This is a genomic window from Nonomuraea turcica, assembly GCF_030718205.1.
GTDB lineage: Bacteria > Actinomycetota > Actinomycetes > Streptosporangiales > Streptosporangiaceae > Nonomuraea.
In genome coordinates this window covers 607,744-634,551 of sequence record NZ_JAUZQF010000002.1, presented here as the reverse complement: position 1 = coordinate 634,551, position 26,808 = coordinate 607,744, and the positions used below count along the sequence as shown (strand labels likewise).

Here is a 26,808-nt window from a genome sequence, read left to right as displayed (position 1 = left end):
CAGTAGCACCGGGTCTGCGATAACGCGGGATCGGATGCGTTCTAGAATTTTCGTCTAGTGGTCGCGTGCTTCGTGTGTGCTCGGTTGCACCAATCCTGCACACCATGATCCATTGGGCATCTCCGGCTGCTGGCTGCGGTTCGTGTTCCCGGTGGGGATGACACGGCCCGGTCTTTTGCGAGTGCCCAGCTCAGCTGTCTGCCCCTCTGCGGGGTCGGCGGGCGGCCAGCTCGACTCGGGCGAACAGGACGGCCAGCACGGCCATCACGGCCAATGGGGCCAGGAGCCACAGCCAGCGCTGGGCCCACCAGCCGACGGTTGGCTCCGCCGGCAGGTTGCCGCCTAGCCCTTCATAGGCCCACAGCACCACCAGGTACGCGGTCATGTGCCAGAGAAAGATGGTCAACGCGACCACGTTGAGGGCCACCACCGGCTTCCAGACAGCCGGTCGGCGCAGCAGGCGCTCGGCGGCCGGCGTGACCAGGACCAGCAGCCCGAGTTGAAAGACGGCCAGGGCGGCGATGGTGGCGTTGGTCGGGAAGATGTTGGATTCGGCGCCGGCGGTGGCCACCATCGAGAGGGGGTAGCCCGCTCCCACTGTCAGCCCGACCAGCGCGGCCAGTCCGGCCCCGGCAACCGCCAGCCGCTGCGCCAGCGGCCGCCGCCCTAGCTCCCAGCTGCGCCAGGCGTAGCCGAGCTGGTGGCAGAACAGCCACACCAGGGCGGCGGTCACCCAGGCCGCCCAGGCCAGGTCGGCGCCGCGGTGCGCCAAGCTGCCGAGGGTGATCAGCAGCACGAGCGCTACCAGGACCCTGGCTCCGTAGCGGGCGTTCAAGCTCGCGGTGATCGGCACTGCGGCGATCAGCAGGCCGTACACGCCCAGGAACCACAGCGGCGTCAGGTAGCCGGGGAACCACTCCCACATCCATCGGTGGAGGCCGGGCAGGGCGGCCGCGATCAGCTCGCCGGCGAGCCAGACCAGGGCCCAGACGGCAGTCGGCAAGAGCAGCCGGCGCAGCCGGTCTCGGACGAACTGGCCGGCGGTCGTCCCGCGCGCCTGAGCCCGCTGCCAGCCGACCAGGTTGGCGTACCCACCGACCAGGAAGAACACCGGCATGATCTGCAGCACCCAGGTGGCCAGCCAGCCACCGGGCACGGCATGGATCGGGTTGGGCATAGCCAGGCTGCCGTCGGCGGTGCGGTGGGTGACCGACAATGTCCAGTGCCAGAGGGTGACGACCACGATGCACAGCGCGCGGGCGGCGTCGACCACCCGGTCGCGGGACGCCGGCGTGGCCGCCACCAGCCGGTCCAGCGTCGATTGACGGCCCGCGACGCGGCGGATCTGCCGGTTTTGGCGTCTGGCGCTCAGCGGTACAGCTCCTCGATGTCGGCCGCGAAGTCCTTGTGGACCAAGGCACGCTTGACCTTCAGGGTCGGGGTCAGATATCCGTTCTGCTCGGTCAGGTCGACCGCAAGGATCCGGAACCTGCGGATCGACTCGGCCCGGCTCACCGCCGTGTTGGCCTCGTCCACGGCCGTCTGCAGCCTGGCCAGCAGATCCGGATCGTCGCGAAGCTCGGCCGGGCCGGCCTGCTCGGGCCTGCCGACGGCCCGCTTCCATGACGCCAGCGCCTCGGCGTCCAGGGCGATCAGCGCGGCGGTGTACGGCCGCCGGTCGCCGACGACCACCGCCTGGCTGATGAGCGGGTGGGTGCGCAGGCGGTCCTCGAGCGGCTCCGGGGCGAGGTTCTTGCCGCCGGCGGTGACGATGATCTCCTTCTTGCGGCCCGAGATCGTCAGGAACCCGTTCTCGTCCAGGGCGCCGACGTCGCCGGTGCGCAGCCAGCCATCGGCGGTCTTGCTCTCCCTGGTCGCCTGCTCGTTGCGCCAGTAGCCCTGGAACAGGATCGGGCCCTTGATCAGGATCTCGCCGTCGTCGGCGATCCGGATCTCGACCCCGGGGAGGGGCGGCCCCACCGTGCCGATCTTCAGCGCGTGGGGCCGGTTCACGGTCGCGGCGGCAGTGGTCTCGGTCAACCCGTAGCCTTCCAGCACGGTGATGCCGATTCCGCGGAGGAAGTGGCCCAGCCGTACGCCCAGCGGTGCTCCGCCGGAGATGGCGTAGCCGACCCGGCCGCCGAGCGCGGCCCGCAGCCGCCGGTACACCAGCCGGTCGGACAGGCGGTGTGCCAGGCGCAAGAGCCAGCCTGGCCGCCCATCGTCCAGCGCCTGGCTGTAGGCCACGGCGGTCCGGTCGGCCCAGTCGAAGATTCTCCCCTTGCCCTCAGCATGGGCCCGCTGCTGAGCACTGTTGTAGACCCGCTCGAATACCCTGGGCACCGCCAGCAGGAACGACGGTTGCAGGGCGGCCAGGTCCTCGGTCAGCCTGGCCGTGTCGGCGCTGTGCGCCAGGCGCATACCCCGCTCCACGCAGGCCACCTGGATCACCCGCGCGAATACGTGCGCCAGCGGGAGGAACAGCAGGGTCGAGGCGTCCTGGCCGAAGATCCGCTCCAGGCTGTCGATCGCGACGCGAGCCTCGTACAGCAGGTTGCCGTGACTCAGCATGCAGCCCTTCGGGCGGCCGGTGGTGCCCGAGGTGTAGATGATCGTCGCCAGGTCGTCGGCCGACACCGCCCGGCGGCGCTCACGCAGCTGAGCGTCGTCCACGTCCAGCCCGCCCTCGCGGAGACGGTCCAGCCCGCCGCCGCCGATCTGCCACACCTGCAGCGGCCCGGACAGGCCCTCGGCCACGTCCTCGACCAAGCGGCGATGCGTCTCGCTCTCGACCACCACTGCGACCGGGCCGGCGTCCTCCAGCACCCAGCGGACCTGCTCGGCCGAGGAGGTCTCATAGATCGGGACCGGCAGCGCCGCCACCGTCCACAGGGCATAGTCCACCAGCGTCCACTCGTAGCTGGTGGCGGCCAGCAGCGCGACCCGATCGCCGGGCTGGATCCCGGCGGCGAGGAAGCCGGCCGCCAGGCTGCGAACGTCGGCCGCGAACTGCCTGGCCGTCACCGGACGCCAGCTGCCGGCCGACCGGCGCTGGAACAGGACCATGTCGCTGTTCACCCGGTCGTCGGCGAACACCACGTCGGCGAGCTGGGCGTCAGGGGCAACGGTTATCGGGGCCGGGACCGCATAGGCACGCATCGTTCATCTCTCTATGAGGAAAAGGCCGGCCAGGTGGCGTCGGTGAACTGCGGCACCGGGCGGCGCAGGTACGGCGGCTAGAAGCAGCCAATGAGCCTGATTCCCCAGGTCAGCAGGCGCACACATGACAAGCGAAGGCTGGATGGGCCCCGGCACGGTGGTTCACCGAGGGGGGAACATCTCCTGCCCGGGGCTCAGGAGGTGTCGCGGATCGAAGCGGTCCTTCGCATCCAAGACTGCCGGCCACGCCGGGCCGAAGTGGTCTTTCCAGTCGGCCTGCGTGAGCGCGACGGCGCTGACGGGGTAGCTGCGACCGCCGGCGGCCCGGACGCGGTCGTACACCACGCGGTTGGCTTCGACCAGGTCGTTGGCCAGGGAGGGATTGTTCTTCGGGAAGCGTACGAGGTTGACGAGGAAGGCGACGTCCTCCTCTGGAAGACGCAGCAGAGGCGTGCGAGCGTGGGCTGGCAGGAACGGGTAGACCAGAATACGGCCGTATTCGCCCAGCTCCAGCGGATCCAACGTGCGGAGGAGTTCGACGATTACGGCGTCCGTGGTCGAGTCCGGGAGGAAGGAATTCAGCCAGGGATGAGGATGGCGCCACGCGCCGGTCGAACGCAGCTGGTTCTCCAACTGGCTCAGCCTCCGGAACAGGTCGAGATACGGCATGTCGGCGCTCTCAGCCTGGGCTCGGTCGTCGGACAGGCCGGCCGGAACACCACCATCGCCGGGGAGCCCGACCGCCACCTCGATCACGTGCTGCCAGCCGGACGAGTGAGGCCGGATCGCGCCCTCGAGGTAGTCGATCCCGTCCATGGTCAGCAGACGCCGCTGGTCAGCGGTCATGGTAGGGGCATCCCGGTAGGTGAGGGTGTGCAGCCGGATCTGCTCCGGGGCCGGGACGAGGGGCAACACGGCCCGGGTGATGATGCCGAACTGGCCGAGCCCGGCGCGCACGGCGTCAAAGAGCTCCGGGTGTCGCATCGTCGAGCAGGTGACGAGGTCCCCGCTGCCGGTGACGACTTCGAGCTCGATGACGTTGCAGCTTTGGAAGCCCCGACGGAAGGTCATGCCGCCGATGCCGCCTGCGGAGATCGTCCCGCCGACCGACAGGCCGAGGTAGTCGGTGAGCACGGGTGGGGTGAGCCGGTGCGGGAGCGTGGCGTCGAGCACGGACTGCCAGGTCGCCCCGGCGTCGACGACCACTCGATCGGGCTCCACCGCGCGTACGGCGCCGAGGCTGCTCATGTCAACCACGAGGCCGCCTTCCACCTGCGCGCGGCCGTACACGGAGTGACCCTGTCCCCGCGCGGCCAGCGGCATCCGGTGCCGGGCCGCCCACCTCACCGCCGCGGCCACGTCGTGAGCCGATCCCGGCCGGAGAACGGCCAACGGCCGCCTGCTGATGAGGTGCCCGAAGTCCTCCGCCGCTGTGGCGAGGGCCTCCGGCGCGGCATCGAGGCTGCCCGCCACTGCCGGGAAACCGGCCGGCATGCCGGCGTGTCTCGGCTTCTCTCCCATCTCCATCCCTCGGTCGGTCGGGTGCACGTACCTTCACCACGGTATGGACCCGATGTGGGGGCGTCTTGAAGGGAATTAACCTGCGGTCTCTGAGCCGGTCAGAGGTCTAGTACGAACTCGTCCTGAACCCGGTGCACTCGATCGGCGGGGAGAGCGGCATCGAGGAAGCCGGTGGGTGTGGTCCCGGCGAACTCTCGGAAGTCGCGGACCAGATGCGCTTGATCGGCGTAGCCGCAGTCCGCCGCAATGCGCTCCCAGCGCGGCAGCGGGGACTCGTCCAGGCAGGAGAGCAGCCGGTTGAATCTGATCAGGCGGGCGACCGTCTTCGGCGGCAGGCCGACCTGTTGCCGAAACTTGTCGATCAGGTGCTTGTTGCTCCAGCCGACCTCGGCGGCGATGGCCCTGATGGGGATAGTGCCGCTGGTGGCGAGCAGCCGCTGCCACGCCCACGCCACGGCGGACGCCGGCCGTGGCCCGTTCTCGGCCCGGTGCAAGAGGTGTTCGTCGATGAGCCGGAAGCGGTGAGCCCAGTCCCGCGCGGCGCGTACCCTCTCCACCAAGCGGTCGCTGTCCGGGCCGAGTAGATCCCTCAGGTCCACGATGCTTGCGTTGAACTCGTGTACTGGCACGCCCAGCAGGACGTACGCGCCGATCGGTGCCAGTCGGACCTCTAGGTAGGAGGGTGCACAGGCGCCCTGGATCGTGGCGCACGAATCATGGGCGCCGTGGACGAACGCGGGGGGCCGGTGAGCGGAATCCTGGATTTTGAGGATCAGCGACACCGATGCGGTCGCCGGGCGTCGCAGGCGATCTGACTGGTCGGCGTCCGCACTGTATCCGGAGTATGCGCGAGCGAGGAGAGGGCGAAGGGCCGGATGTGGCGGACCGGCGGCCTGTGGCGGCCGTGCTTGCTCGAAATCTGCAACTATCCGGGTAGACATGGCTTCTTATCCGATAAATGCAGGCAGTGCTCGACTCTTTGCCTCCTTGAACCTCTGGTCAATGATATGGCTTGGCCTCATTCACGTTCGCTGATCATCACCACGTCCATGTCGAACCTGGCCAGCAGGCCGAGGCACTTGGCCCGGGAGTCGTCGACGCCGGCGAACGCCCCGTCGTCCAGCGCGATAGGTCTCAGGTGGGCAGGACTCGGCGACGCGGCCACATCGGGAAACTACGGCGATCCCGGGAGCGGCAGCTCACACGACTTCGAGGCCCCGATCATGATCCTCATGCGGGGCCGCCGGCGATGTCGCAAAAGAAGCCCCCGGCGGGGAAATCCGCCGGGACCTGAGCAAACACGGGCCGGTTGGCTACGCCGCGCGAACCCGCGCCTGTCGAAACGCCTGAGGCAGGTTGAAGCCCTTGGCAAAGAGCCAGATGGGCAGGACCAGGACTTCGAACAACCCGCCCGGGGCCAGCAAGATCATGCCTGGCCCCATGTCCATGTCCAGGACACTGAGGAGCTCCAGCGGCACTCCCAGCAGAAGCAGGGCGTAGCCGATGAGCCCGAGGGCCGCGATGGGCCGCGATGGGCCGAGGGACTATTCTTGAAACGAACAGCAGGTAGGTGAACACCAGGCCGCCGATAGCCGTGGGAATGTATACCCACAACATCGTATTGGGGACGGCTTGCAGCTGGGTCAGCAGGTAGATGCCGCAGGCGGCGGAGACCGCGAACTCGACAACCCTCATTACCGGGTACCAGAGGGCCAGCTTTTGGTTGAAGCCCTTAAGGACTTGGTACATGAGGAGGCCGATTCCTACCACCGCCAGGCCCGAGCACATCATGAGCGCTACGCCGGCTGTCAGCGCCGTTTTGTCGGGGTTACCGTTGATGAATGCCTGGGTGAGCGTAGTGCCGATCATGGCCGAGATCATCTGGAAGACGAACAGGGCTCCCACCGCGACAGCGATCCTTCGGGTTGTCATAACTGGACTGTCCTTTCTAAGTTTTTTGCTTGATGAGAAATTCGCCCGCCCAACGATCCTTCGACGGCGAGCAGTTTGATGACTCGGTTGGCGCCCTCACTCTTGGCGTTTGGTGACCCCGGTGACGATCGTGACTTCGTGGACCGCGAGGTATGCGGAGACCGGCGAGGTTGGCTCAGACAGTGATGACGACCTTCCCTCGCACCCTTCCGGCAACGAGATAGCGCATGGCCTCCGGCACTCGATCCAGCGAGTACGATCTGTCGATACTCGGCGTCACCTTGCCCTCCTCGATGAGGTGAGTGAGCCGCTCGATGTCGCTGGAGCGCTCCCTGGGGATGAAACCGGTGAGCCGCTGGCGCACGAACGGCGACAGGACCAGGGCGCGCATCTGCCGGTCGAGTCCCGTCACGTTGCCGCCCTCCTCGCCGCCGACGAGCACGGCCGTCCCGGTGGGTGTGAGCGCGCGGCGGAGCCGTGAGAGTGCGGGGCTCCCCGCGATGTCGACGATCAGGTCGTAGCGGTGGGCACCGTCGGCGAAGTCGTCGCGGGTGTAGTCGATGACATGATCGGCGCCGAGGGATCGGACCATGTCGAGTTTCGTGGTGCTGCACACGCCGGTGACCTCCGCCCCGAGGGCCTTGGCCAGTTGTACGGCGTAACTGCCGACGCCGCCCGACGCACCGGTGATCAACACCTTCTGCCCCTGCTGGACATCGCCGACATCGCACACACCCCGCAAGGCGGTGAGCGCCGAGATCGGAACCACCGCGGCCTGCTCGAAGGTGGTGTTCACAGGTTTGCGGGCCAGCTTGTCCTCCCGGGCCACGGCGTACTCGGCGAACGAGCCTTGGCCGATCCCGTACACCTCGTCACCGGCGGAGAACTTGGTCACCGCCGAGCCGACCGCGACGACCGTGCCGGCGACATCTCGCCCGGGCACCGGGTTCTTCGGTCCGCGGACTCCGAAGGCGAGGCGGAGCAGGTACGGCCGGCCCGTCATCAGATGCCACGTGCCCCGATCGAGCCCTGCCGCGTGCACTCGTAGGAGCACCCCATTGTCGGCGACCTCCGGTCGGGTGATCCGCGCGAGGCGCAAGACGTCGGCCGAGCCGTAGGTTTCCTGCACGATCGCCTGCATCGTGCTTCCCGCCGTCGCCCTACTGTTGCCGGCGCCGCTTGTCGCAGCGTTTTGCTGTTGAGATCCCATGACCGCTTCCCTTCGTCTAATGGTGTTCTTCGCGGGTGCCGTCCTGGCCATCTGCGCCCGTTTGCTCTACGGGGCGCTGTCGAGGGGCGCGATGGAGATCACTTCGATGTTGACCGACGTCAGATGGGCCAAGACTCCGTGCAGGTGAGAGGCGTCACTGATGTCGCCGACCAGGCGGGTGACGCCGTTGTTTGCATGGTCGATGGTGAAGTCGTCGAGGAGCGGCCGCAGGAGCCGAGCGCTGACTCGGCCTCGGATCACGATCTCGTAGGTGGTTGGCTGGGACATGGCTCGATCATCACGACGAGGGGTATGACGCGGCCTCACACGGCTCGCCATCTCACCCGGGTGAGATCCGGGCTGTAGGTTCTTGAAGGTGACCGCGATGTGGGGGATGAGCCTGGCGGCTACCAAGCTGCGTCCACCCGTGGTGCCCGGTCAGCTTGTTCGCCGGTCCCGGCTCGACGACATCCTCGCCTCCGGCATCGACAGCCATCAAGCCCGCTTGGTCTTGGTGAGCGCTCCGGCCGGCTCAGGCAAGTCAACCCTGCTGGCGTCGTGGTTGGCCGGCCGGCCCGAAGCTGTTGCGTGGCTGCAGGCAGAGGAGAGCGATTCGGATCCGGCCCGGTTCTGGTCCTACCTGGTCGAAGCCATCGGGCAAGCTCACCCGATCGCCGCAAGCGACTTGAAGTGGGTCGTGGCCGGTTCGAATGGCGACGACCTCGTCGTTGTAACCGCTCTTGTGAACGAGCTCGCCGAAGTCGCCGGCCCGCTCATTGTCGTCATCGACGACTACCACCTGATCGACAACCCTAGCGTGCAGCGGGGCATGGAACGCCTCATCGATCTCTGCCCGCACCAGGTCACCATCGTGCTCTCCACCCGGATCGATCCGCCCTTCCGGCTCGGTCGGCTACGAGTACGCAATCAGATCGCGGAGATTCGAGGTGCCGATTTACGCTTCGATACCGACGAGGCCTCCGGTCTGCTCGGTTCTGCGGCGCAATCGCTTGACCGAGCTCTTGTCGATCAGCTCTGTGGCCGCACCGAAGGCTGGGCTGCCGGACTCGTGCTCGCGGGTCTCTCTCTTGAACGGGCTACCGACCCCAGCGAATTCATCGAAGCGTTCCGAGGCGACGATCAACTCGTTGTCGAGTATCTCCATGACGAGTTCCTCGCCGCGGTCGATGTGGACGATCGCCAACGCCTCCTGGAGACATCGATCCTCGACCAGCTCAGTGGCGCCCTTGTCGATTCCGTCACCGGCACAGCCGGCGGTGCGAAGTGGTTGAGCGACACCGCAAGCGTGAACCAACTCCTGATCGGTCTCGACCGCACCCGCACCTGGTTTCGCTACCACCACCTCCTTCGCGATCTGCTTCGGCTCGAAGCGCACCAGGCGTTTCCGGAGCGGATACCCGACCTCCATGCACGCGCCGCGGCGTGGTTTGAATCCCAGGGCGACCATGGCCAAGCAATCGTCCATAGGCTTGCCGGCGGTGACGTCCACAAAGCGGCCCAACTTCTGCTCGTCCATGGACCGCGGCTTCTCGCCGGTGGCCAGACCGAAACTCTCCGGGGTTTCCTCGAACAACTTGGCGACGTGGCGAAGACCGAGACGTGGTGCGCTCTGCTGTATGGCTGGTGCGAATACATCGGCGGTCGTTATTCGCGTTCGGAGGGTTGGCTCGACATCATGCTCGATGTGGCGCCGGAGGGCTTCGACCAGACCCCGGCGATCTCCCTGCGCATGAACATCTCGCTCGCCCGAGGTGATGTTGCCACTGCGCTCGACACCGCTCGACAGGTGACCGCGACCGATCAACTGGTGGCATACTCGTGCGATCTCGCGACCGCTACCGGTGCGGCCTACGCTTGGGCGGGGCTGGCCGACGAAGCCAGGCGGGCCCTCCGGTTCGCGGCAGAGAAAGCCGCTGCCGAACGGTTCCGAACAGCACACGTCTTGGCCCTCGTGTACCAGGCCATTGTGGAGTTCGATGACGGCTCCGTAGCGAGCGCTCGGACCGCTGCGTCCGAAGCAGTGGATACTGCACAAAAGCTCGGGCTGGCCGCCTACCACGGAGTCGCACCTGCGTATGCGATTCGAGCGCGAACCGGCGCCGACCCTGCTCGCGCTCACGCGGACGCGTTGCACGCTCTGAACTTGGCCAGACGGGCGTCCACCGATCTGGCGCTTGGTTTCGTCCTGACGGCCTGCGGCGACACGCTTGTCGGCTTGGGTGATTCCGCCGGAGAGCCGCTCCTTGCAGAAGCCCGGTCCGTCTTCGCCCGGTGCCCTGACCCTGGCGTTGCAGGTCGATACTTGACTCGCACCGAATCTCGCCACGGCATCGCTGAGGGGAGGGGCAGCCGAGTCGCCGTGCTCGTTGAGCAACTGACGGAGCGGGAGATGGCCGTCCTGCGGTACTTGCCCGCGAATATGTCGCAACGCGACATCGCGTCGGAGCTGTATGTGACGCTCAACACCGTGAAGACACATTGCCGCTCGATCTACCGCAAACTCGGTGTCGGCGACCGCAAAGCCGCAATCCAGGCCGCACGCGACCTGCACCTTCTCTAGCCTCGATCTTTCTCAATCTTGATCTGGTTGGCTGAAGTGAGGGTATGTCCTGCTGGACATGATGGGCGGCGACCTCCATGAATAAGTCGGGGGCAGCAGGCACCCAGAAGCGGGCCGGCTCCTGGCCGTCCTGCCACGGACGGCACCGGCGATTCCCGGCTACCAGCTGAAGATCTCAGTTGCCGGGGTGTGGCGACGGGTCCTGATTCCGGAGAACTACTCGCTGGGTGATCTGCACCAGATCATCCGGAGGCTGTTCGGCTGGTCGGATCACCACCTACATGTGTTCAGGGTCGGCAAGCGCCGCTTCAGTGACCCCTTCCGGCCGTTGGAGGAGTGCCGGGATGAAGAGGTATGCGGGTTGAACCAGGTGCTGCCCGCACCGCGATCGGTGCTGCGGTACACCTACGATCTCGGTGATGGCCGCGGCGACAACCCGATCGAGGACTACAGCCCGGAGTACCCCGAAGAGCCGGTGCCCTTCGACCGGGATGCCATCAATCGGGCGCTGGCAAGACGGACTCTGGCAGGTGAGGGCGATGACGAGTGACGAGGCACTGACCCAGATGCCCGGCTCAGCCTTCCGGTAGGCCCTGCAACACTTCTTGCGCGCGGGTCCGCACGCGTTCGTCGCCCGTGTGCTCGATCACCGAATTCAGGAGGTCTCGGGCGATGTCGGGACGCTTCCGGCTTGTGGCGGACGTGAGCAGCATCTGGACGACATGCCAGGGCGCCTGCGCGCCGAGCTCGGGGAATGGCTCACCGGCGTGTCACCCGCTCGATGGTGATGCTGGTGATGGTCCAGGTGATCGCCGGGATGCCGGTAAGCGGGGCCGCGGGGGCGGCCGCGTTGTTCCACGCCGCCGCCAAGCTGCCACTGATCTCGTCCGCGGCGTCGGGGGCGTTGTGCACGGCGATCGTTCGCACTGCGGCGAGGTCGCCCACCTGGACCTGGACCGACCAAGAGATCTGGAACTCCCGATCGGCTACCTGTCCGACCGCGTGCTCGGCTGCCTCAAGGCGGATCGCGCCGCTCTCCATCAGCGGCCATAGCCCCGCTGTCGGATCGATCAACCAATCGAGTGCTCCTTCTGCGGTCGATGCGATCACCTCCCGAGTGTCGGAGAGGTCCTCATCATCGGTGTCGCCGATCTCGATGAAGGCGCCGCTGTCGAAATCGTCCAGCGCCTTATCGCGGAGCACAGCGAGATTGCGGACGACCACCTGCGCGGTGATAGTCCGTCGCCAACGCTGACCGGAGCGGCCGGGGTCATGAGACCCGGTCACGGGAGGCCTCTCCGGGGCGGGCAGATCAAAGAGCGTGGGGGTCTGCTCGGGCATGGCTCAGACCGTAGCGCGGCCAGCCTCTCGGGAACTGCTCGGACGGCCGACCACGACTGTTCCGTCCCGCAGCGTGGCGGCGGGCCGATGTCACCGAGGGGGAAGTCGCGGGGCATGAGGCGGGGACCTGGCGCGCGTGCCAGCGTTTGGACCCTGAGGCCATGGAGGCGCTTGCCGTGCTGGCGCGCCGGGACAAGGGCGAGGCCGAAGCGGCCCGGTCCGCGTTCGGCTCGCTGACCTTCGGCGCAGGGCTCGACAGCGTCACTCTGTACGGCCTGCAGTACTGGTTGTGGTATCAGCTGCCCACGAAATGGTGGACCGATCTGGCCGAACATCTGCAGATCGCCGCGGCGCTCGGCGCGCTCTTCCACCATCTGGGGTTGCCGCGCTATGCGGCCGTCTGCGCGTCCGACACCACCACGCAGGTCATCTCGGCCTGGCACCAGAGCCGCCAGTCCGGGTTCACGGCGCTGAACAAGGCGATGAGTGCGTCCGTGGTGGAGCCGCCCGATGTCGGGGGCGTGCTCGTCTGGGGGGAAGGTGATGGGCCTGCACGAGAACGACGCATTCCAGTTGGCGGCCGCGCAGTTGGAGGCGACGATCGCCGCGGATGAGCTGGTTCCCGGGACGCGGGGCTGGCGGGCCGTTGCCGAGCAGGTCACCCGCGAGTTCCTCACGGTGCCGCATGCCGTACCGGGTGGGGCGAGCTGGCTGGAGACGATTCACGGCGAGCGGCTGGAGACGTGGGCCATGTCGCGTGGTCCGGCACGCAAACGGCTCGCTGAGGCGGTCATGCCGCAGCTGGAGACCGTGCCGGGGGTGCCTGAGGGGGCCGCGGAGCGGCTGGCTCACCTTGACCGGGCGGCCACGTTCGGAGTCCGACATCGTGGAGGCGTGGACGCTGCGTGAGCTGGCCCGTGAGCTGAGCGCGGTACGGCGTAGCAAGCGCAGCCTGCTGCTCACCCCGGCGGGGAAGAAGCTCGCCGCGGCCGATAGCTCGACGCTGTGGACAGCGGTGACGAGCGCGTTGATCCCTGCCGATCAGGCCGAAGGCGTCGCTGTGGAGATCACACTGATGCTCCATCTGACCGGCAGGGTCGGATATCGGGAACGGTGCGCGGCGATGGCCGAGGCGATGGCCGGGGAGGGCTGGCATTCTCCGTCCACAGGCCAGCCGATCACCGGTGAGGACGTCGGCTGGCTCATCGGGGCGGTCCACCGCCGTCTGGATCTGCTGGGGCTGCTTCGCCGTCAGCGGAGTCTGGACGAGGTCGGCGACCGGCTCACCGATGCCGGGCGGACCGCGGCGCTGGCCGCGCTCCGTGCCCGGGCGTTCCGGCCCCGGACGGCTGCCGGGTTCGGCTGAGTTCTCCATCACGGGGTGCGTTTCGAGGCGCAGACGGTCGGGGGACACTGTCGCGAGCTCAAACGGCAGGGTCCCCTCGCCCTGCCATGAGCCGCTGGTCGGTGTATCGCGATCCGTTGATTCACAGAGGGTCGACACGACGGCCGCTATCAGTGGCTGGGAGTTGCGACGAGCTCACGCCGGCGTGGTCCAGCGCCGACGAGCGGCTTGAGCCGCTCGTCAACCTGGAACTGCGCGAAGTTGCTCTGCAGCTTTGAGCCACTGGAACATGATGTTCTCCTTCGTCACCTATCAATGGCATGCGGACCGTGCCAGAAAGGGGTCAATCACTGGTGGCTGCCGTGGAGAACGGTTCTGGTGCGGACGCGCTGGTGTGGTCCCAGTCGGTGTCGGACAACCTGAGCGTGCGGACACCGAGTCGGCCGAACACCACGGCGATCACGCCCAGCGCAGCGAGTTGGACCGGCATCGGCGGGTCATCGGGCAACGCGTTGTGCGCGATCGCGACGGCGGTGATCATTGCCGGGGCCCACCAGCCGATCAGGCCCGCTCGCCACGCCGCCCAGGACAGCAGCGCGATGCCGATGCCGAAGCTGGTCAGCAGGACGACGAAGATCATCAGCGCCGCATCGGAGTTGAGTCTGTCCTCAAAGGCGCGCATCTGTCCTGGATCGCCGCCGGCCAGCGATCGCATGACGAGGTAGACCGTGGCGAGCCCCATGTGGCCCAGCGCGCCCAGGAGGGTGAACAGCCCGCCGAGATGGGCCAGCAGTGAGCCGCGGTCGCGAGCCTGATGGATGACGGCGCCGATGGCCGGCACGGTGAGCACCGCCGATGCCAGCAGCATCAGCGCCGAGGCGGTCAGCAGGCCCGGGTGGCGGATGGAGGCGTCGTAGAATCCGGCTGCGCCGGTCGGATCGAGCGGGTCCTGGATCACCAGCAGCGCAGCGAACCCGAGCAGGCCGAGCCCTGCGGTGATCCGGCGAGGACGGCGGGCATCGGAGAAAACGGACATGACGTCCCTCCCATCGTCGTGACCGCCCCGATGGCGGCCACGCCTTACTGTCCTGCCAGGCGACTACGGCGGTCGTCGGCACCTCGGCTCGAAAGGTGTCAATCCAACGGACGACGGGAGAGCCGGAAATGCTCGCTCTCAGGACTGACTCGCGGCAGGTCGGCAGCGGTCTATCGTCAACTCATGGCCAGGCTCTCCGAATCGCTGGACCGGCGTGATGCGCTGGTGGCGCTGGGCATCGCGGGCCTGGCCCAGGTGGAGGTGTGGTCCGGCGTCGTCGTAGGAGGCCCCCGGCCGTTGGTGGCCGTCGCCGGGCTGGTCATGGGTCTGCCTCTGGCGTGGCGGAGGCGAGCGCCGATGGCGGTGCTGGTGATCGTGTTGACCGGCGCGATCGCCCAAGCCGCCCTCGGTGTGGATTCCAACGCCGGCTTCGCGATGTTCTTCGCCCTGGTCGTGGCGGTCTGCTCGGCGGCCTACCACGCATGGCGTCCCATGGTGGTGCTGCCGGCGTCGGTGGGCCTGGTCTGGGTGGCTGTGCTGATCGAGAAGGGCCCCTCGCCCGCCGACCTGCTGTATGCGGGGGTGCTCGTCAGTGGGGTCTGGCTGGCCGGCCATGCGGTGAGCATCCGGCAGCTGCGTACCCAGCTGTCCGAACAGCGGGCCGCGCAGGCCGAGCGGGAAGCCGCCTGGCAGGCCACGGTCGCGGTGGACCTGGAGCGGGCCCGCATCGCGCGCGAACTCCACGATGTGGTAGCCAACAGCATGGCCGCGATGGCGCTGCACATCGGCGGGATCCGCAGACTGCTGCGCCCAGAGCAGCAGGCCGAGCGGGAGGCGCTGCTGGCCGCCGAACGTAACGGGCGTCAGGCGCTGACCGAGCTCCACCGGCTGCTCGGCCTGCTTCGCCAGCCCGGACAGGCCGCGCCACACACCGCTTTGCCCCGGCTGGCCGACGCCGGCGACCTGCTCGACCCGATCAAAGCCGGAGGGCTGAACGCCGAACTGCAGATCCAGGGCACCCCGCGACCACTGCCACCCGGCATCGACCTGTCGGCGTACCGGATCCTGCAGGAGGCCATCACCAACGTCGTCAAGCACGCCGACGCCACCCGGATCGACTGCGTCATCCGCTATGACGACCAGACGCTCCACCTCGACGTCGTCGACGACGGCAGAGCACCGCGAGCCGGCCGGGCGCCACCCACAGGCGGGCACGGACTCGTCGGCATGCGGGAACGTGTGGCGCTCTACGGCGGCACGTTGCAGGCCGGGCCGCAACCGGGACACGGCTACCGCGTCACCGCCACACTCCCCATGGAGGGACCGGCCGCATGACGATCCGCGTGCTCTTGGCCGATGACCAGCAGATGATACGAGCCGGACTGCGCCTGGTCATCTCCGCTGAGCCGGACATCGAGGTGGTGGGCGAGGCCGACGACGGGCCCGCAGCGGTGACCCAGGCGCGACGGCTGCGCCCGGATGTGACGCTCATGGACATCCGCATGCCCAAGCTGGACGGCATCCAGGCCACCGCCCGGCTGTATGCCGACACTCCGCCCCCGACCCGCGTCATCGTCCTGACCACTTTCGACATCGACTCCTACGTCTACGAGGCGCTCCGCGCCGGGGCCAGCGGATTCCTGCTCAAAAACGCGGCTCCCGAAGACCTCATCCACGCCATCCGCATCGTCGCCTCCGGCGCCGGGCTGCTCGACCCGGCCGTCACGCGGCGGGTGATCGAGGAGTTCGCGCGCGCCCCCGTACCACTCCCGGCACCGCCCCAGGTCGCCACCTTGACCGTACGTGAGCTGGAGGTCCTGCACCTGGTCGCACGAGGTCTGTCCAACGCTGAGATCGCCGCCCGACTGTACGTCAGCGAAGCCACCGTCAAGACCCACGTCGCCCGCATGCTCACCAAGCTCGGCCTCCGCGACCGGGTGCAAGCCGTCGTGTACGCCTACGAGCATGGCCTCGTCCGGGCCGGCAGCTAACCCGTGACGCCGCCGCCCAGCCGAGCCTCGGCGTACACGATCAGGTGGTTCGAGGTGACCAGCGCGGGGGGCGGACTCGCCATGGTGATCATCAGGAACCGGCCGTAGCCGTCGACAGCCTCGGTAGAGTCCGACTCAGTCAAGCATGCGCTGGACGCTGCGGTGGATGCCGCACCCTGGGTGAGCAGGGTGCTGCGCAGCTTGGGATCGATGTAGCGGCCGACGATCCGGCCCCGGTTGTCGATCTGGCTGGCCTCGGACCCGCGCCCGGACGCGAACGGCGGGTGGATCGTGGTGACCCGGGCTCCACCACCCGGGCTGCTCAACGGGCGGCGTGGCCGGACAGGCCCGCGAGGAGCATTGGACTCTCGCCACGTATATGCGGGATGACCACTGCTCAGGCGAAATCATTTGGCGGGCTTGCCGAACCAGCGGGAGAGGTGGTCGTCCAGGTCCTGCTGATCGTCGCCGATCCAGGCGACGTGGCCGTCGGGGCGTAGCAGGACGCACGGAACATCCAGAACCGCAGTGGGATCCGCGAGGTAATCGACTCGGTCTGACCAGCCGCCGACGGTCAGGCGTTCGGTGCGGTCCAGCAGCAGGCCGCGGCCGCGATGCAGCAGAGCGTAGAGGTGGCCCTGTTTCACGTCGATGTCGCGCAGGCGGCGGCCCAGCAGGTCGGGGCCTTCGCCGAAGTCGTAGCGGATGTCGATCGCGGTGATCTTCTCGATCAGGTAGCGGTTGACCTCGTCGAAGTCCATCAGTTCGGTGAGCAGCCTGCGCACGGCCTGCGGGCCTGGTTCGGTGGACGACAGTTCCATCTGGGCGCGGGTGTTGTCCAGCACGTTCTCGGCGACCGGATGACGTTCGGCCTGGTAGGTGTCCAGCAGTGTTTCCGGCGCCCAGCCGCGGATCTGTGCGGCCAGTTTCCAGCCGAGGTTGAAGGCGTCCTGAACGCCCAGGTTGAGGCCCTGTCCGCCGAGGGGTGGATGGATGTGTGCCGCATCGCCGGCCAGCAGCACCCGCCCGACCCGATACCGTTCGGCCAGCCGGGTGGCATCCCCGAAGCGGGACAACCAGCGCGGGGAGTGCACGCCGAAATCGGTTCCGGCGATGGTGCGCAACTGTTGTTTGAAATCCTCGAGGGTGGGCGGTTCCGCGCGGTCGCTGACTCCCGCGGCGGGGACTACGACGCTATAGACCCTTTCGCCGAAGGGCCGCAGCCAGAATCGCTGATGGGTCTCGCGGAATTCGGTCATCTTGGCGGCGATCTCCTTCTGCGGCACGCCTACTTCCATCTCGCCCATCAGCGTCTCGGTCCGTGAGGGCTCGCCGGGGAAGCCGACGCCGAGCAATTTGCGCACCGTACTGCGCCCGCCGTCACAGCCGACGAGATAGCGCGAACGCAGCTGTTCCCCGTCGGCCAGCTCGACGGTCACACCCTCGTCGTCGTGCGCGAAACCGGCGACCGCGCAACCGCGCCGGACCTGCGCACCCAGTTCGATCGCATGTTCTTCGAGCAAATGAACGATGACCGGCTGCGGGATGCCCAGGAGATAGGCGTACGCGGAATCCAGGCCCTTGGGCGCGGGTTTGGGGATGGCGGCGAAGAAACCGCCGGCCGGACGCTGTCTTCCATGCTGGAGAATGCGATCCAGCAGTCCGCGCATCGCCATCAGCTCCAGACTGCGAATATGCAGACCGACGATGCGGACGAACGACGCGGGCTCGGTTTCCTTCTCCAGAATGAGGACCCGCACATTGTGCAGCCGCAGTTCGGCGGCCAGCATCGCACCGGTCGGCCCGCACCCGGCAATGATCACATCGAAGATGAGGGGCGCGCGATCGGCGCCGGAGGCCGGCGACCAGAGAACTCCGGGGACGTCGCCCACCGTGGAGTCACGCTCGACCCTGTCGTTCGACGACGGCTCGGCGGTGGCCTGCTGAGAGTGCATAGGTGTTGCCTTTCGGGAGTGCCTTGGTGGCGAGGCGCTCCCGGCGACACCTACGTCAATCGCCCGACCGTGACGGGAAGGGAGAGCACCCACATCGATACTGCGTTCATGGGTCTCACCTCCTCGGGCGGTGTCACGATCAACTGCAAGCTACAAGCCCGAGCATCATCCCGTCCAATCCTTTTCCGGCCACGTGATCACGACTCCAAACGGGCCTACCTGGGCACGCTCGCGCCTGCGGCCTCGTTGACGGACGCCGCCCCGTCCTCCCGCGTCAGCCATCCTTCTTTGACCAGCTTGTACACCTGGCCGGCCACAGCGCGCGCGTAGACACCATGGTCGGTATAGAGCTGCTGCAGCTTGCTCGGGGTGAACGGGGTCATATGACCGAACAGGAAGCAGTTCGGGCCGGTGCTCGCCGGATGATAGGTGGCGGTGGGCGCGTCCACCCATGGTGTGCGGACGCCGCCCACCGCGTTCCCGTGCTCGTCGAGAACGGTCTGGCCGCCGGCGTCCACCTGGATGCGCGGTGCGCGTGGTGGTGTGGCTCGGTTGCGGGCCCAGCGGTCCAGATTCATGTGGGCGGCGTTGTACAGGTAGTGCATCGGGAAGGTGGTGCCGATGCCGTCGCACTTGAAGTAGTTGTAGGTGGCGCCAATCCTGGCCAGGTCTTCAGGAGACGGGGCGAAACCGGAGGTGTAGGCGTAGGCGTGAGCCGAGCCGGGCACCTCGTACAGGCGGTACTTGTCGTCGGGCTGGTCGGAGTCGTCGCGGCGCGAGGCGCCCCGGTCCATGAAGAAATCGGTCTGTGTCTGCATCTTGATGACCGGCTCGGCGGTGGGCCGGATGAGGTCATGGTCGGCGGGTGTGGGTCCGCACTTGTTGAGCGGCTTGACACCGCTCGCGGAGGCCGCGACGAGAAAGCCGTCGTAGACGCGCGCGAGTGGATGCACCGCGTTGATGTAGCGGGTCAGGTAGGCACCCGACTGGGAATATCCGGTCGCGTAGACCTTGTCGACCTTCAAGCCGCGCAGCGGGTTGTCGCGCCCGTGGCTCTTCAGCGCCGCGCCTGTCTGGCTGAGGATGTCCCACACCAGCCCGCCCTCGGAGTCGGCGGCGGAGTTGAGCGCCCGTCCGGTGCAGCCACGTTGGTCGGGCCAGGACAGCGAGCCGTATCGGGACGGGTCGAACTTCTTCAACGACGCGACCGCGTTGGGTGCGCTGGTGATCCCCACGTAGGCGTCCCCCCGTCGCAGGTACTCATCGTGGGACGTCAGCCACATGCGGTCGAGGTCCCAACCGTTGGTCATGTTCATGATGTCGGCGACGACCGTCCCGCTGAACGCTCTGCGATCGGCCGGCCGCCGCACGATGATGCGGTTCGTGTACGGCACGGCCGTGCGCACCACCGTGACCTTGCCTGCGGCGTCGTAATCGTAGACATTGGCCCGCCCGCTCACGAGGAATTCCTCCTCGACGTAGCCGTATGCGTCCAGTGACACGGTGGAGACGTTGAACGGATGCGAATCGCCGGTGGACTGGAGGGGCCCGGTCAGCGAGGGCACGGGTGTCCTCGGCGGAGTCGCTGTGTGCGCCGTGGCGGGTACTGACAGCGCCGTCGAGACGAGCATGAACGTGCACGCGAGGGTGATGCTGCGGGACTGTCGAGACATGGGGCGGCCCTTGGTCTGCCTGATGGACTAATAGATCCGCTTAATGGGCTGCACGATAGATCCGTGCCTGCCGGGCAGTCAACAGTCAGGTTCTACCTGTCAGATCACCGAATCCACGTAGCGGACCACGGAGTGGCCCGGATTGCCTCTTTCGCCGATGGCCGACAAGGCATATAAGTAAGTATCTAGTTCGTACGTTAATCGCCGCGAAGAAGGTGAGACGCCTATGCTCACCGCCGATCATGGCATGGCAAGTCCTGTCAGCCGCCGCTCTGCGAGTCCTCCTCTGGCGCTCGCGACGGTCTGCCTCTCCGGCACCCTGGAGGACAAGCTCGCGGCCGCCTCCGCGGCGGGCTTCGACGGGATCGAGATCTATGAAGGCGACCTCATCGTGTCGAGCTGGTCGCCGAGCCGGATTCGGCAGGAATGCGCTGAGCTGGGCCTGTCAATCCACCTCTATCAGCCGTTCCATGACCTCGAGGCAGTACCTCCCGAGACATTCGAGGCCAATCTCCGTCGGGCGGAGCGGAAGTTCGATGTGCTGGAACAACTCGGCGCGAACATGATGGCGGTCTGCTCGACGACATCCATGAACGCTGTCGACGACGACGACCTCGCCGCGGAGCAACTCCACACGCTGGCCGGCCGGGCCGCGCGGCGCGGCCTGCGCATCGCCTACGAGGGCCTTGCTTGGGGCCGGTTCGTGAACACCGTCGAACACGCCTGGCGGATCGTTCGGCGCGCCGGCCATCCCGCACTCGGTTTGTGCCTCGACAGCTTCCACGTGTTCTCCCGCGGCGACGACCCCTCCAAGATTCGAGCCGTGCCGGGTTCGAAGGTGTTTCACCTGCAACTTGCCGACGCGCCGCGGCTGAACATGGACATACTGGAGTGGAGTGAGCACCACCGGTTGTTTCCCGGGCAAGGCGCTTTCGATTTGACTGACTTCCTTGGCCACGTCCTGGCCACCGGGTACGACGGCCCACTTTCGATCGAGGTGTTCAACGACGTCTGCCGGCAGGCAGATCCCCGGCATGTCGCCGTCGACGCGATGCGCTCACTGCTGTCGCTGGAGGAGACAGTCGGCACGCTCGGCTCGGTGGCGGTCCGTGAGCGCATTCAGCTGACCAACCTGCCGCCGGCTCCGCAGCTCGACGGTCACGTGTTCACCGAGCTGGCCGTGGACGAGATCTCCGGCCCGATCGTGGCGCGGGGGCTCGCCGCGCTGGGGTTCACCCATACTGGCCAGCATCGCTCCAAGCCGGTGCAGCTGTGGTCGCAGGGCAAGGCCCAGGTTCTGCTGAACTTCGCATCGCAAAGGACGGTACCGGCAGGCACTGCGGCCATCTGCGCGCTGGCCGTGGAGAGCGCTGACCCGGTCGGCTCGGCCCGGCGGGCCGAGCGGCTGCTGGCGCCCGTGTTACCGCGCGCCCGGCAGGTGGAGGAGGCCGACCTCAACTCCGTGGCGGCACCCGACGGAACGGCCGTCTTCTTCTGCCGTACAGGCGGGCACGACAACTGGCTCAACGATTTCGCTCCCACCGGCCGCGAGGCTCGCAGCGACGGCCTGCTGACCGGAACGGATCACGTCTCGCTCACCGAGTCAGTCGATGACTTCGACCAGGCCGCGCTGTTCTATCGTTCGGTGCTCGGCCTCCAAGCCACGCAGACCACCACGCTGCCCGCGCCGTTCGGGCTGATCCACAGCCGGGCCGCGACCGATCCGGAGCATCACGTCCGGATCAGCCTCAACACTGCGCCGCTGCGACGGGGCGACTGGTCGCCGGCGGTGCCGAGCCCTCAGCACATCGCCTTCGCCACCGACGACGCGATCGCCAGCGCGAGGGCGATGCGGGCGCTCGGCGCACCGCTGCTGAGGATTCCCGACAACTACTACGATGATCTCGACGCCCGTCTGGCGCTGCCGCAGCACCTCCTCGGGGCAATGCGGCAGCACTCCATCCTTTATGACCGAGATCAAGACGGCGAATACCTTCATTACTACACCGAGATGCTCGGCGCGCGGATCTTCTTCGAAGTGGTGCAGAGGATCGGCGAATACTCCGGCTATGGCGCCGCGAATAGCGCGGCGGTGCGCATGGCCGCGCACCGGAGGCGCCGGCTGACCACGCTGAGGGAGTCGTCCGCGCTTGTCAGCGGCGACCGTCTGCACGACTACTCATTGGCGCATTTGACGGCGCTGAGCCTGTCTCCGCCCGAGTTGGTGAGCGCCGCTGCTGACGCGGGCTATCGATACGTGGGCCTGCGCATGACGCGGGTCACGCCGTACGAGCCGCACCACCCCCTCGCCACCGACCCCGCTCTGATGCGGGCGACCAAAGTGCGTCTCGCGGCCACGGGAATCGAGGTGCTCGACATCGAGCTCGCCCGGATCGCGCCCGATGACGACCCCGCGGACTTCCTGCGCTTCCTGGAGGCTGGAGCCGAGCTGGGGGCCCGCCATGTCATTACCCAGCTCCCGGATCCGGACTTCGCTCGCAAAACCGACCGGTTCGCGCGGTTGTGCGAGATGGCCAGGCCTCTCGGCCTCACCATCGATCTTGAGTTCCCGTCGTGGACCCAGACGCCCAACCTCACCGAAGCCGTGCGCGTCCTGCGGGACACCGGCCAGCCCAACGCGGGAATCCTCGTCGATCTGATTCACTTCGCGCGCTCCGGCTCCAGTGTGGCCGAGCTCCGAGACCTGCCACGCGAGTGGTTCCGCTTCGCCCACGTCTGCGATGCACCAGCCGAGGCGCCGGCCACGCAGGAGGAAATCATCTACGCCGCTCGCTTCGAGCGCCTGTTCCCCGGCGAGGGTGGCATCGACGTGCACGGCATCCTTGGCGCCCTGCCGCCCGGGATCCCGTACGCTCTGGAGATCCCGCGAGCCACACTCGTGGCGCAGGTGGGCGCTAAGGAGCACGCCCGCCTCGCGATCACCGCAGCGCGTCGCCACCTCGATGCGGTCGGCCTGCGAGCAGGCCCCACTGAGGCGGCATAGATCGAGCCGCGGCCGCCGAGCCTCGACCGCGGCGGACCATCGCGCGCACCGGCACGTCCTGAGCGCGCAGCCGGCCGAGGACCGTGCGACCCGCGCCACTGGCTCCGGCTCCGGCGATGAGAACAAGGTCACTGGCAACCATCGGCCGATCTCCTCCTGCGTGGACGTGTGATCACACGCGGATTTCAGGTGCGGCGGATGGCCCGCACGGCAGTGTCGTAGAGGCCGAGAAGGTCGACCTGTCCGCCCGCGTGCACCCACTCCTGCGACGCTGCCTGGAGGCAGGTGATCGCCGCGGCCGCGATCGCGCGTGCCTGGAGGGCGCGATGGTCGGAGTCGGGCAATCGCGGCTCGATCAGCGGTGCGAGCAGATCTTGCCAGCGGGCCTGCTTCTCGGCGTGTCCGGCGCGCAGGGACTCGTTCCCGAACAGGAGCGTCGTCATCTCGAGCCGGTGCTCGGGGGTGGTCTCGATCTCCTCGATCACGTGGAACGCCGCGCGCAGCGACGCCCAGGGATCCTCATCGGCCGGACGCTCGGCGAATCGTGCGGCGATCAGTTCGCCCTGTTCGGACAGGCCGCTGAGCGCGAGGTCCTCCTTGTTGCGGAAGTAGTTGAACAGGGTCCGCCGGGAGACGCCCGCCGCGGCGGCGACCTCCTCGACCGTCGTGTCGTCGTAGCCCTTGGCGGCGAACAGCTCGAGAGCGGTGCGGGCGAGCAGCGAGCGGACCACGGCGCGGGTCTGCTCACGGATGGGTGTCGACTTCTGGGCCATGCACCCATGGTATAGACATTCATGCCATGCAGGTACTTGCACCCAGTGCATAGTCGTGCGTAGAGTGAATGGCATGAGCAAAATCGACTACAGCAACCAGACCACCATCGTCACCGGCGCCAGCTCCGGTCTCGGCGAGGAGTTCGCACGCCAGCTGGCCCGCCGCGGCTCGGATCTCGTGCTCGTCGCCCGCCGGGCGGACCGGCTCGAGAGGCTGGCCGGCGAACTCACCCGCGCCCACGGCGTCACGGTGACCGTCGTTGCCCGCGACCTCGGCCTGCCCGATGCCGGCCGCACGCTCCGCGCCGAACTCGAATCCCGCGGCATCCACGCCACGGGACTGGTCAACAATGCGGGCTTCGGCACCCACAACGCCTTCCCGGACGAGGATCCGGAGCGCCTCCAGGACATGATCGCGCTGAACGTCGGCGCCCTCGTCGACCTCAGCCGCGCCTATATCGAGCCGCTGACCTCCGCCGGCACCGGCATCCTGATCAACGTCGCGAGCCTGCTGGGCTTCCAGCCGACCCCTTACCTGAGTGTCTACGGCGCGACCAAGGCCTTCGTCCTCAGCTTCACGGAATCGCTGTGGGAGGAGACCCGGGGCACCGGTCTGCGCGTCCTCGCCGTGTGTCCCGGTGCGATGCAGACCGAGTTCTTCGACGCAGCCGGCAGCCAGGCGGCCGACTACGGCGCCAAGCGCGCAACCCCCCAGGATGTCGTCCGGATGGCTCTCGAGACGCTCGACCGTCGTTCCGCCCCGCCGTCGATGATCACCAACGGCCGCCCGCTCGCCCTCGCCAGCAAGTTCCTGCCGCGGCGCCAAGTCGTGCGGACGATGGGGTGGATCCAGCGCCGCGCCATGAGCCACGCCTGACACCACACCGAGCGGGGCCCGCCGGGCGCCGCTCCGGCCTCCGTAACCACCGACATCAACCACCGATGGGGGAGCAGTCCCATGACAGACACCATGTCCGACGTGCCCGAGTCCGGCACCATGTCCGACGTGCCCGAGTCCGGCACCATGTCCGAACCGAACACCACGTCCGCCGGCCGGTCCGACCGGGAGCGCTTCGGCGACATCCTCGCCGTCCAGCGTGCCGCCTATCTTCGCGACGGTGCGCCGTCGCTGACGAAGCGGCGCAGTGATCTGAAGAAGTTCAAGGCGGCCATGCTCGCGCGACGCAGCGCCCTCGAGGAAGCGATCAACACCGACTTCGGCCATCGCTCACGCCACGAGACGGCGATGATGGAAGTCCTGGGCGTCGTCCAGGGCATTGACTACCTGATCCGCAATCTCCGTCGATTCATGCGCCCGACCCGCCGCCACATCGCCCTGCACATGCGTTCCGGCAGCAATCGCATCGAGTATCAGCCGCTCGGTGTGGTCGGCGTCATCGCGCCGTGGAACTACCCCGTCAACCTGTCGCTGATGCCGGTGGTCACCGCGATCGCCGCGGGAAACCGCGTCATGCTCAAACCGTCGAAGTTCACACCGGCGACGAACGCCGTGCTCGCCTCGATGCTCAGCGAGCTCTTCCCCGAGGAACAGGTCGCCATCGTCAGCGGCGACGGTTCCGCGTTCTCCTCCCTGCCGTTCGATCATCTGATCTTCACCGGGAGCACCGCTGTGGGGCGAGCGGTGATGAAGGCGGCGAGCGAGAACCTCGTCCCCGTCACGCTCGAGCTCGGTGGCAAGTCGCCGACCATCGTCGCCAAGGGCAGCGTGCGGGACCGCACCGTGTCCGCCATCGTCTGGGGGAAGCTCCTCAGCGGCGGGCAGACCTGCATCGCCCCGGACTACGCACTGGTGCACGAATCCGAGGTCAACACCTTCATCGAGAGCTACGAGAGGCTGGTGAAGGCCGCCTACCCCGACGGCCCGACGAGCGAGGACTACACCTCGATCGTGAACGACCAGCAATATTCGATCCTGATCGACCTGATCGACGACGCTCGTGCCCACGGGGCGCGGATCATCGAGGTGGGACACCGGCCCGCCGACGCCTCCCGTCGTCCTCACACCCTCGCGCCGACTGTCGTGCTCGGCGTCACCGACGAAATGAAGATCGCCCACGAGGAGATCTTCGGTCCCATCCTGCCGATCTTCTCCTACGGCGATATCGATGACGCCATCGACTACGTGAACGCACGACCGCGACCACTCGCGCTCTACTACTTCGGCGACGACGACGCGGACCGGCGCAAGGTGCTCGACCGCACGACGTCCGGCAACGTCACCATCAACGGCACGATCATGCACGTCGGACAGGACGATCTTCCGTTCGGCGGCGTCGGCGAAAGCGGCATGGGCAAATACCACGGCATCGAGGGCTTCCGAACGCTGAGCCACCCCAAGGGCATATTCGTGCAGGGCCGCTGGAACACCACCAACCTCCTGCGTGCCCCCTTCGGCAAGCGGGCCGACGCTTTGCTCAACTTCTTCCTCCGATGAACACCGCCGACTCAGCTTCCGCAGGACCCTGGCCTGGTTCATCGCGCGCAAGCCGCGCGGCTTGGTGGCCGCCGCGATCCAGTATGGCCACGTCCACGTCACCATGACCCTCGGCTACAGCGGCACGTACGACTCCGGCTTCCCCGACGAGCCGGCCTTCGAGCGGTGGCTGCACCGGCTGGAGGAGCTGGTCGAGGCCGACCAGCGGCTTCAAACCAGTGAGCACGTCAGCGGGTCCGCCGCCGACATCTGCCGGCAGCGGGTCCAGTTGGGCGCTACCCAGTTCAGCGGCCGGGTGCTGCGGGCACCCACCGCCACACTCTCGCTACTGATCAGCGTGGGCGACTGAGGGCGGCCTCGGCCAGATCCGTCCACTTCTCGGCCGAGGAGTGGGGCACGACCACCCAGTCCTTCATCGCCCTGCCCTGCCCCGAGGGGTCGAACAGGGACGCCCCGGCCAGCTGGAGCGCGGCTGCGTGTTCGGGGGTGTCCCTGACCAGCCGGAACACCATCGCGCCGTCGCGCTGCAGGCTCGCGAACACCTTCCCCGCCTGATCTTTGAGCGCGGGACTCCCCATCATCCTGGAGATCCGTACACCCAGGTCGGCCAGCTCGGCGCCGACCTGCTTGAAGTCCTCTTCCGCGCTCATCGTCAGTCGGTCCCAAACTCCATGGCGGCGTGGTCGAGCAGCTCGTCGTGGTCGGGCTCTTCCCGCGTGACGCGATCGCCTCGGCTCCGCCTTCCGGCAGTACGGCGGTCAGGCTAGTCGTCATGGCGGCACCGATCAAGGCCGCATGCGGAGTGCGCCGCCGATCCTCGACTATGGGGTGC

The 26,808-nt window shown here is 67.6% G+C and carries 26 protein-coding genes and 1 pseudogene; 11 read left to right on the top strand and 16 right to left on the bottom strand.

The features are described from left to right. Positions 1-190: 190 nt before the first annotated feature. The 9 genes and pseudogenes from Q9G87_RS08435 to Q9G87_RS08395 all read right to left on the bottom strand — a co-directional run bounded on the left by Q9G87_RS08435 (position 191) and on the right by Q9G87_RS08395 (position 8,110). Positions 191-1,303: an acyltransferase family protein gene (locus tag Q9G87_RS08435; RefSeq protein ID WP_305915643.1), complete on the bottom strand. Its 1,113-nt coding sequence runs from the start codon at positions 1,301-1,303 to the stop codon at positions 191-193. Between the two features lie 65 nt (positions 1,304-1,368). Next, positions 1,369-3,159, bottom strand: coding sequence for an AMP-dependent synthetase/ligase (locus Q9G87_RS08430; RefSeq protein WP_305915642.1), 1,791 nt, complete (start codon positions 3,157-3,159; stop codon positions 1,369-1,371). A 162-nt stretch (positions 3,160-3,321) separates the two neighbouring features. Then, entirely contained in the window at positions 3,322-4,680 is a 1,359-nt protein-coding gene (locus Q9G87_RS08425) for an FAD-binding protein (RefSeq protein WP_305915641.1), read from the bottom strand. Between the two features lie 98 nt (positions 4,681-4,778). Further along, the gene (locus Q9G87_RS60610; RefSeq protein WP_371825748.1) at positions 4,779-5,621 is read right to left on the bottom strand and encodes a helix-turn-helix domain-containing protein; all 843 of its coding nucleotides are present in this window, start codon (positions 5,619-5,621) and stop codon (positions 4,779-4,781) included. Positions 5,622-5,698: 77 nt separating this feature from the next. Then, positions 5,699-5,845, bottom strand: a complete 147-nt coding sequence (locus tag Q9G87_RS08415; protein ID WP_305915639.1) for a hypothetical protein — start codon at positions 5,843-5,845, stop codon at positions 5,699-5,701. A 148-nt stretch (positions 5,846-5,993) separates the two neighbouring features. Then, positions 5,994-6,128, bottom strand: coding sequence for a hypothetical protein (locus Q9G87_RS08410; protein WP_305915638.1), 135 nt, complete (start codon positions 6,126-6,128; stop codon positions 5,994-5,996). Between the two features lie 253 nt (positions 6,129-6,381). After that, a pseudogene (locus tag Q9G87_RS60605) lies at positions 6,382-6,549 on the bottom strand (hypothetical protein); the annotation flags it as partial. A 238-nt stretch (positions 6,550-6,787) separates the two neighbouring features. Further along, positions 6,788-7,753 carry an NAD(P)-dependent alcohol dehydrogenase gene (locus tag Q9G87_RS08400; protein ID WP_305915636.1) on the bottom strand — a complete coding sequence of 322 codons (966 nt, stop codon included), beginning with the start codon at positions 7,751-7,753 and terminating at the stop codon, positions 6,788-6,790. A gap of 135 nt (positions 7,754-7,888) precedes the next feature. Further along, positions 7,889-8,110: a hypothetical protein gene (locus Q9G87_RS08395; protein WP_305915635.1), complete on the bottom strand. Its 222-nt coding sequence runs from the start codon at positions 8,108-8,110 to the stop codon at positions 7,889-7,891. A gap of 88 nt (positions 8,111-8,198) precedes the next feature. On the opposite strand from Q9G87_RS08395, the gene Q9G87_RS08390 reads away from it, so the two are divergent. Both Q9G87_RS08390 and Q9G87_RS08385 read left to right on the top strand, forming a co-directional pair. Beyond that, the gene (locus Q9G87_RS08390; protein WP_305915738.1) at positions 8,199-10,403 is read left to right on the top strand and encodes a LuxR C-terminal-related transcriptional regulator; all 2,205 of its coding nucleotides are present in this window, start codon (positions 8,199-8,201) and stop codon (positions 10,401-10,403) included. 121 nt (positions 10,404-10,524) lie between these two features. Next, the gene (locus tag Q9G87_RS08385; RefSeq protein ID WP_371825753.1) at positions 10,525-10,953 is read left to right on the top strand and encodes a plasmid pRiA4b ORF-3 family protein; all 429 of its coding nucleotides are present in this window, start codon (positions 10,525-10,527) and stop codon (positions 10,951-10,953) included. A gap of 209 nt (positions 10,954-11,162) precedes the next feature. On the opposite strand, the gene Q9G87_RS08380 is transcribed toward Q9G87_RS08385, so the two are convergent. Beyond that, on the bottom strand, positions 11,163-11,744 hold the full coding sequence (locus tag Q9G87_RS08380; protein WP_305915634.1) for a hypothetical protein: 582 nt from the start codon (positions 11,742-11,744) through the stop codon (positions 11,163-11,165). Between the two features lie 161 nt (positions 11,745-11,905). Here Q9G87_RS08380 and Q9G87_RS08375 point away from each other — a divergent pair, with 161 nt between their 5' ends. From Q9G87_RS08375 to Q9G87_RS08365, 3 genes are read left to right on the top strand one after another with little or no spacing between them, the layout of a single operon-like run. Then, entirely contained in the window at positions 11,906-12,358 is a 453-nt protein-coding gene (locus Q9G87_RS08375; protein WP_305915633.1) for a hypothetical protein, read from the top strand. Beyond that, entirely contained in the window at positions 12,333-12,653 is a 321-nt protein-coding gene (locus Q9G87_RS08370) for a hypothetical protein (RefSeq protein WP_305915632.1), read from the top strand. Before Q9G87_RS08375 ends, Q9G87_RS08370 begins: the two co-directional genes overlap by 26 nt. Next, positions 12,631-13,110 carry a hypothetical protein gene (locus Q9G87_RS08365; RefSeq protein ID WP_305915631.1) on the top strand — a complete coding sequence of 160 codons (480 nt, stop codon included), beginning with the start codon at positions 12,631-12,633 and terminating at the stop codon, positions 13,108-13,110. The genes Q9G87_RS08370 and Q9G87_RS08365 overlap by 23 nt, the downstream gene beginning before the upstream one ends. 322 nt (positions 13,111-13,432) lie before the next feature. Here Q9G87_RS08365 and Q9G87_RS08360 read toward each other — a convergent pair whose 3' ends face one another. After that, positions 13,433-14,125, bottom strand: a complete 693-nt coding sequence (locus Q9G87_RS08360; protein WP_305915630.1) for a hypothetical protein — start codon at positions 14,123-14,125, stop codon at positions 13,433-13,435. A gap of 183 nt (positions 14,126-14,308) precedes the next feature. Between Q9G87_RS08360 and Q9G87_RS08355 the strand changes: the two genes are divergently transcribed. Together Q9G87_RS08355 and Q9G87_RS08350 are read left to right on the top strand one after the other, a co-directional pair. Continuing rightward, positions 14,309-15,460: a sensor histidine kinase gene (locus Q9G87_RS08355; RefSeq protein WP_305915629.1), complete on the top strand. Its 1,152-nt coding sequence runs from the start codon at positions 14,309-14,311 to the stop codon at positions 15,458-15,460. After that, positions 15,457-16,116 carry a response regulator gene (locus Q9G87_RS08350; RefSeq protein WP_305915628.1) on the top strand — a complete coding sequence of 220 codons (660 nt, stop codon included), beginning with the start codon at positions 15,457-15,459 and terminating at the stop codon, positions 16,114-16,116. The genes Q9G87_RS08355 and Q9G87_RS08350 overlap by 4 nt, the downstream gene beginning before the upstream one ends. On the opposite strand, the gene Q9G87_RS08345 is transcribed toward Q9G87_RS08350, so the two are convergent. From Q9G87_RS08345 to Q9G87_RS08335, 3 genes are all read right to left on the bottom strand, one after another. After that, complete coding sequence (locus Q9G87_RS08345; protein WP_305915627.1) at positions 16,113-16,442, bottom strand: hypothetical protein; 330 nt, start codon at positions 16,440-16,442, stop codon at positions 16,113-16,115. The genes Q9G87_RS08350 and Q9G87_RS08345 overlap by 4 nt on opposite strands. Before the next feature lie 81 nt (positions 16,443-16,523). Further along, positions 16,524-17,948: a rifampin monooxygenase gene (gene rox / locus Q9G87_RS08340; RefSeq protein ID WP_305915736.1), complete on the bottom strand. Its 1,425-nt coding sequence runs from the start codon at positions 17,946-17,948 to the stop codon at positions 16,524-16,526. Between the two features lie 338 nt (positions 17,949-18,286). Continuing rightward, positions 18,287-19,744: an alpha/beta hydrolase domain-containing protein gene (locus Q9G87_RS08335; RefSeq protein WP_305915626.1), complete on the bottom strand. Its 1,458-nt coding sequence runs from the start codon at positions 19,742-19,744 to the stop codon at positions 18,287-18,289. 226 nt (positions 19,745-19,970) lie between these two features. Between Q9G87_RS08335 and Q9G87_RS08330 the strand changes: the two genes are divergently transcribed. Beyond that, entirely contained in the window at positions 19,971-22,748 is a 2,778-nt protein-coding gene (locus Q9G87_RS08330; RefSeq protein WP_305915625.1) for a TIM barrel protein, read from the top strand. Between the two features lie 185 nt (positions 22,749-22,933). Here Q9G87_RS08330 and Q9G87_RS08325 read toward each other — a convergent pair whose 3' ends face one another. Continuing rightward, positions 22,934-23,521: a TetR/AcrR family transcriptional regulator gene (locus Q9G87_RS08325; RefSeq protein WP_305915624.1), complete on the bottom strand. Its 588-nt coding sequence runs from the start codon at positions 23,519-23,521 to the stop codon at positions 22,934-22,936. 73 nt (positions 23,522-23,594) lie between these two features. Here Q9G87_RS08325 and Q9G87_RS08320 point away from each other — a divergent pair, with 73 nt between their 5' ends. From Q9G87_RS08320 to Q9G87_RS08310, 3 genes are all read left to right on the top strand, one after another. Beyond that, the gene (locus Q9G87_RS08320; protein ID WP_305915735.1) at positions 23,595-24,398 is read left to right on the top strand and encodes an SDR family NAD(P)-dependent oxidoreductase; all 804 of its coding nucleotides are present in this window, start codon (positions 23,595-23,597) and stop codon (positions 24,396-24,398) included. Between the two features lie 81 nt (positions 24,399-24,479). Further along, positions 24,480-25,976, top strand: a complete 1,497-nt coding sequence (locus Q9G87_RS08315; protein WP_305915623.1) for a coniferyl aldehyde dehydrogenase — start codon at positions 24,480-24,482, stop codon at positions 25,974-25,976. A gap of 61 nt (positions 25,977-26,037) precedes the next feature. Then, a complete protein-coding gene (locus Q9G87_RS08310) occupies positions 26,038-26,325 on the top strand; it encodes a hypothetical protein (RefSeq protein ID WP_305915622.1) in 288 nt (95 codons plus the stop codon). On the opposite strand, the gene Q9G87_RS08305 is transcribed toward Q9G87_RS08310, so the two are convergent. Continuing rightward, positions 26,309-26,626, bottom strand: a complete 318-nt coding sequence (locus Q9G87_RS08305; protein WP_305915621.1) for a hypothetical protein — start codon at positions 26,624-26,626, stop codon at positions 26,309-26,311. The two genes, Q9G87_RS08310 and Q9G87_RS08305, sit on opposite strands and share 17 nt — an antisense overlap. Positions 26,627-26,808 lie beyond the last annotated feature (182 nt).

What these genes read in the sequence shown, in the direction of transcription:
- Q9G87_RS08395 (WP_305915635.1), bottom strand. Translation starts at nt 8,110, where the DNA reads ATGTCCCAGCCAACCACCTACGAGATCGTGATCCGAGGCCGAGTCAGC.
- Q9G87_RS08325 (WP_305915624.1), bottom strand. Translation starts at nt 23,521, where the DNA reads ATGGCCCAGAAGTCGACACCCATCCGTGAGCAGACCCGCGCCGTGGTC.
- Q9G87_RS08320 (WP_305915735.1), top strand. Translation starts at nt 23,595, where the DNA reads ATGAGCAAAATCGACTACAGCAACCAGACCACCATCGTCACCGGCGCC.
- Q9G87_RS08350 (WP_305915628.1), top strand. Translation starts at nt 15,457, where the DNA reads ATGACGATCCGCGTGCTCTTGGCCGATGACCAGCAGATGATACGAGCC.
- Q9G87_RS08380 (WP_305915634.1), bottom strand. Translation starts at nt 11,744, where the DNA reads ATGCCCGAGCAGACCCCCACGCTCTTTGATCTGCCCGCCCCGGAGAGG.
- Q9G87_RS08355 (WP_305915629.1), top strand. Translation starts at nt 14,309, where the DNA reads ATGGCCAGGCTCTCCGAATCGCTGGACCGGCGTGATGCGCTGGTGGCG.
- Q9G87_RS08360 (WP_305915630.1), bottom strand. Translation starts at nt 14,125, where the DNA reads ATGTCCGTTTTCTCCGATGCCCGCCGTCCTCGCCGGATCACCGCAGGG.
- Q9G87_RS08375 (WP_305915633.1), top strand. Translation starts at nt 11,906, where the DNA reads ATGGAGGCGCTTGCCGTGCTGGCGCGCCGGGACAAGGGCGAGGCCGAA.
- Q9G87_RS08330 (WP_305915625.1), top strand. Translation starts at nt 19,971, where the DNA reads ATGCTCACCGCCGATCATGGCATGGCAAGTCCTGTCAGCCGCCGCTCT.
- Q9G87_RS08335 (WP_305915626.1), bottom strand. Translation starts at nt 19,744, where the DNA reads ATGTCTCGACAGTCCCGCAGCATCACCCTCGCGTGCACGTTCATGCTC.
- Q9G87_RS60610 (WP_371825748.1), bottom strand. Translation starts at nt 5,621, where the DNA reads ATGTCTACCCGGATAGTTGCAGATTTCGAGCAAGCACGGCCGCCACAG.
- Q9G87_RS08425 (WP_305915641.1), bottom strand. Translation starts at nt 4,680, where the DNA reads ATGGGAGAGAAGCCGAGACACGCCGGCATGCCGGCCGGTTTCCCGGCA.
- Q9G87_RS08400 (WP_305915636.1), bottom strand. Translation starts at nt 7,753, where the DNA reads ATGCAGGCGATCGTGCAGGAAACCTACGGCTCGGCCGACGTCTTGCGC.
- Q9G87_RS08410 (WP_305915638.1), bottom strand. Translation starts at nt 6,128, where the DNA reads ATGGACATGGGGCCAGGCATGATCTTGCTGGCCCCGGGCGGGTTGTTC.
- Q9G87_RS08430 (WP_305915642.1), bottom strand. Translation starts at nt 3,159, where the DNA reads ATGCGTGCCTATGCGGTCCCGGCCCCGATAACCGTTGCCCCTGACGCC.
- Q9G87_RS08305 (WP_305915621.1), bottom strand. Translation starts at nt 26,626, where the DNA reads ATGAGCGCGGAAGAGGACTTCAAGCAGGTCGGCGCCGAGCTGGCCGAC.
- Q9G87_RS08315 (WP_305915623.1), top strand. Translation starts at nt 24,480, where the DNA reads ATGACAGACACCATGTCCGACGTGCCCGAGTCCGGCACCATGTCCGAC.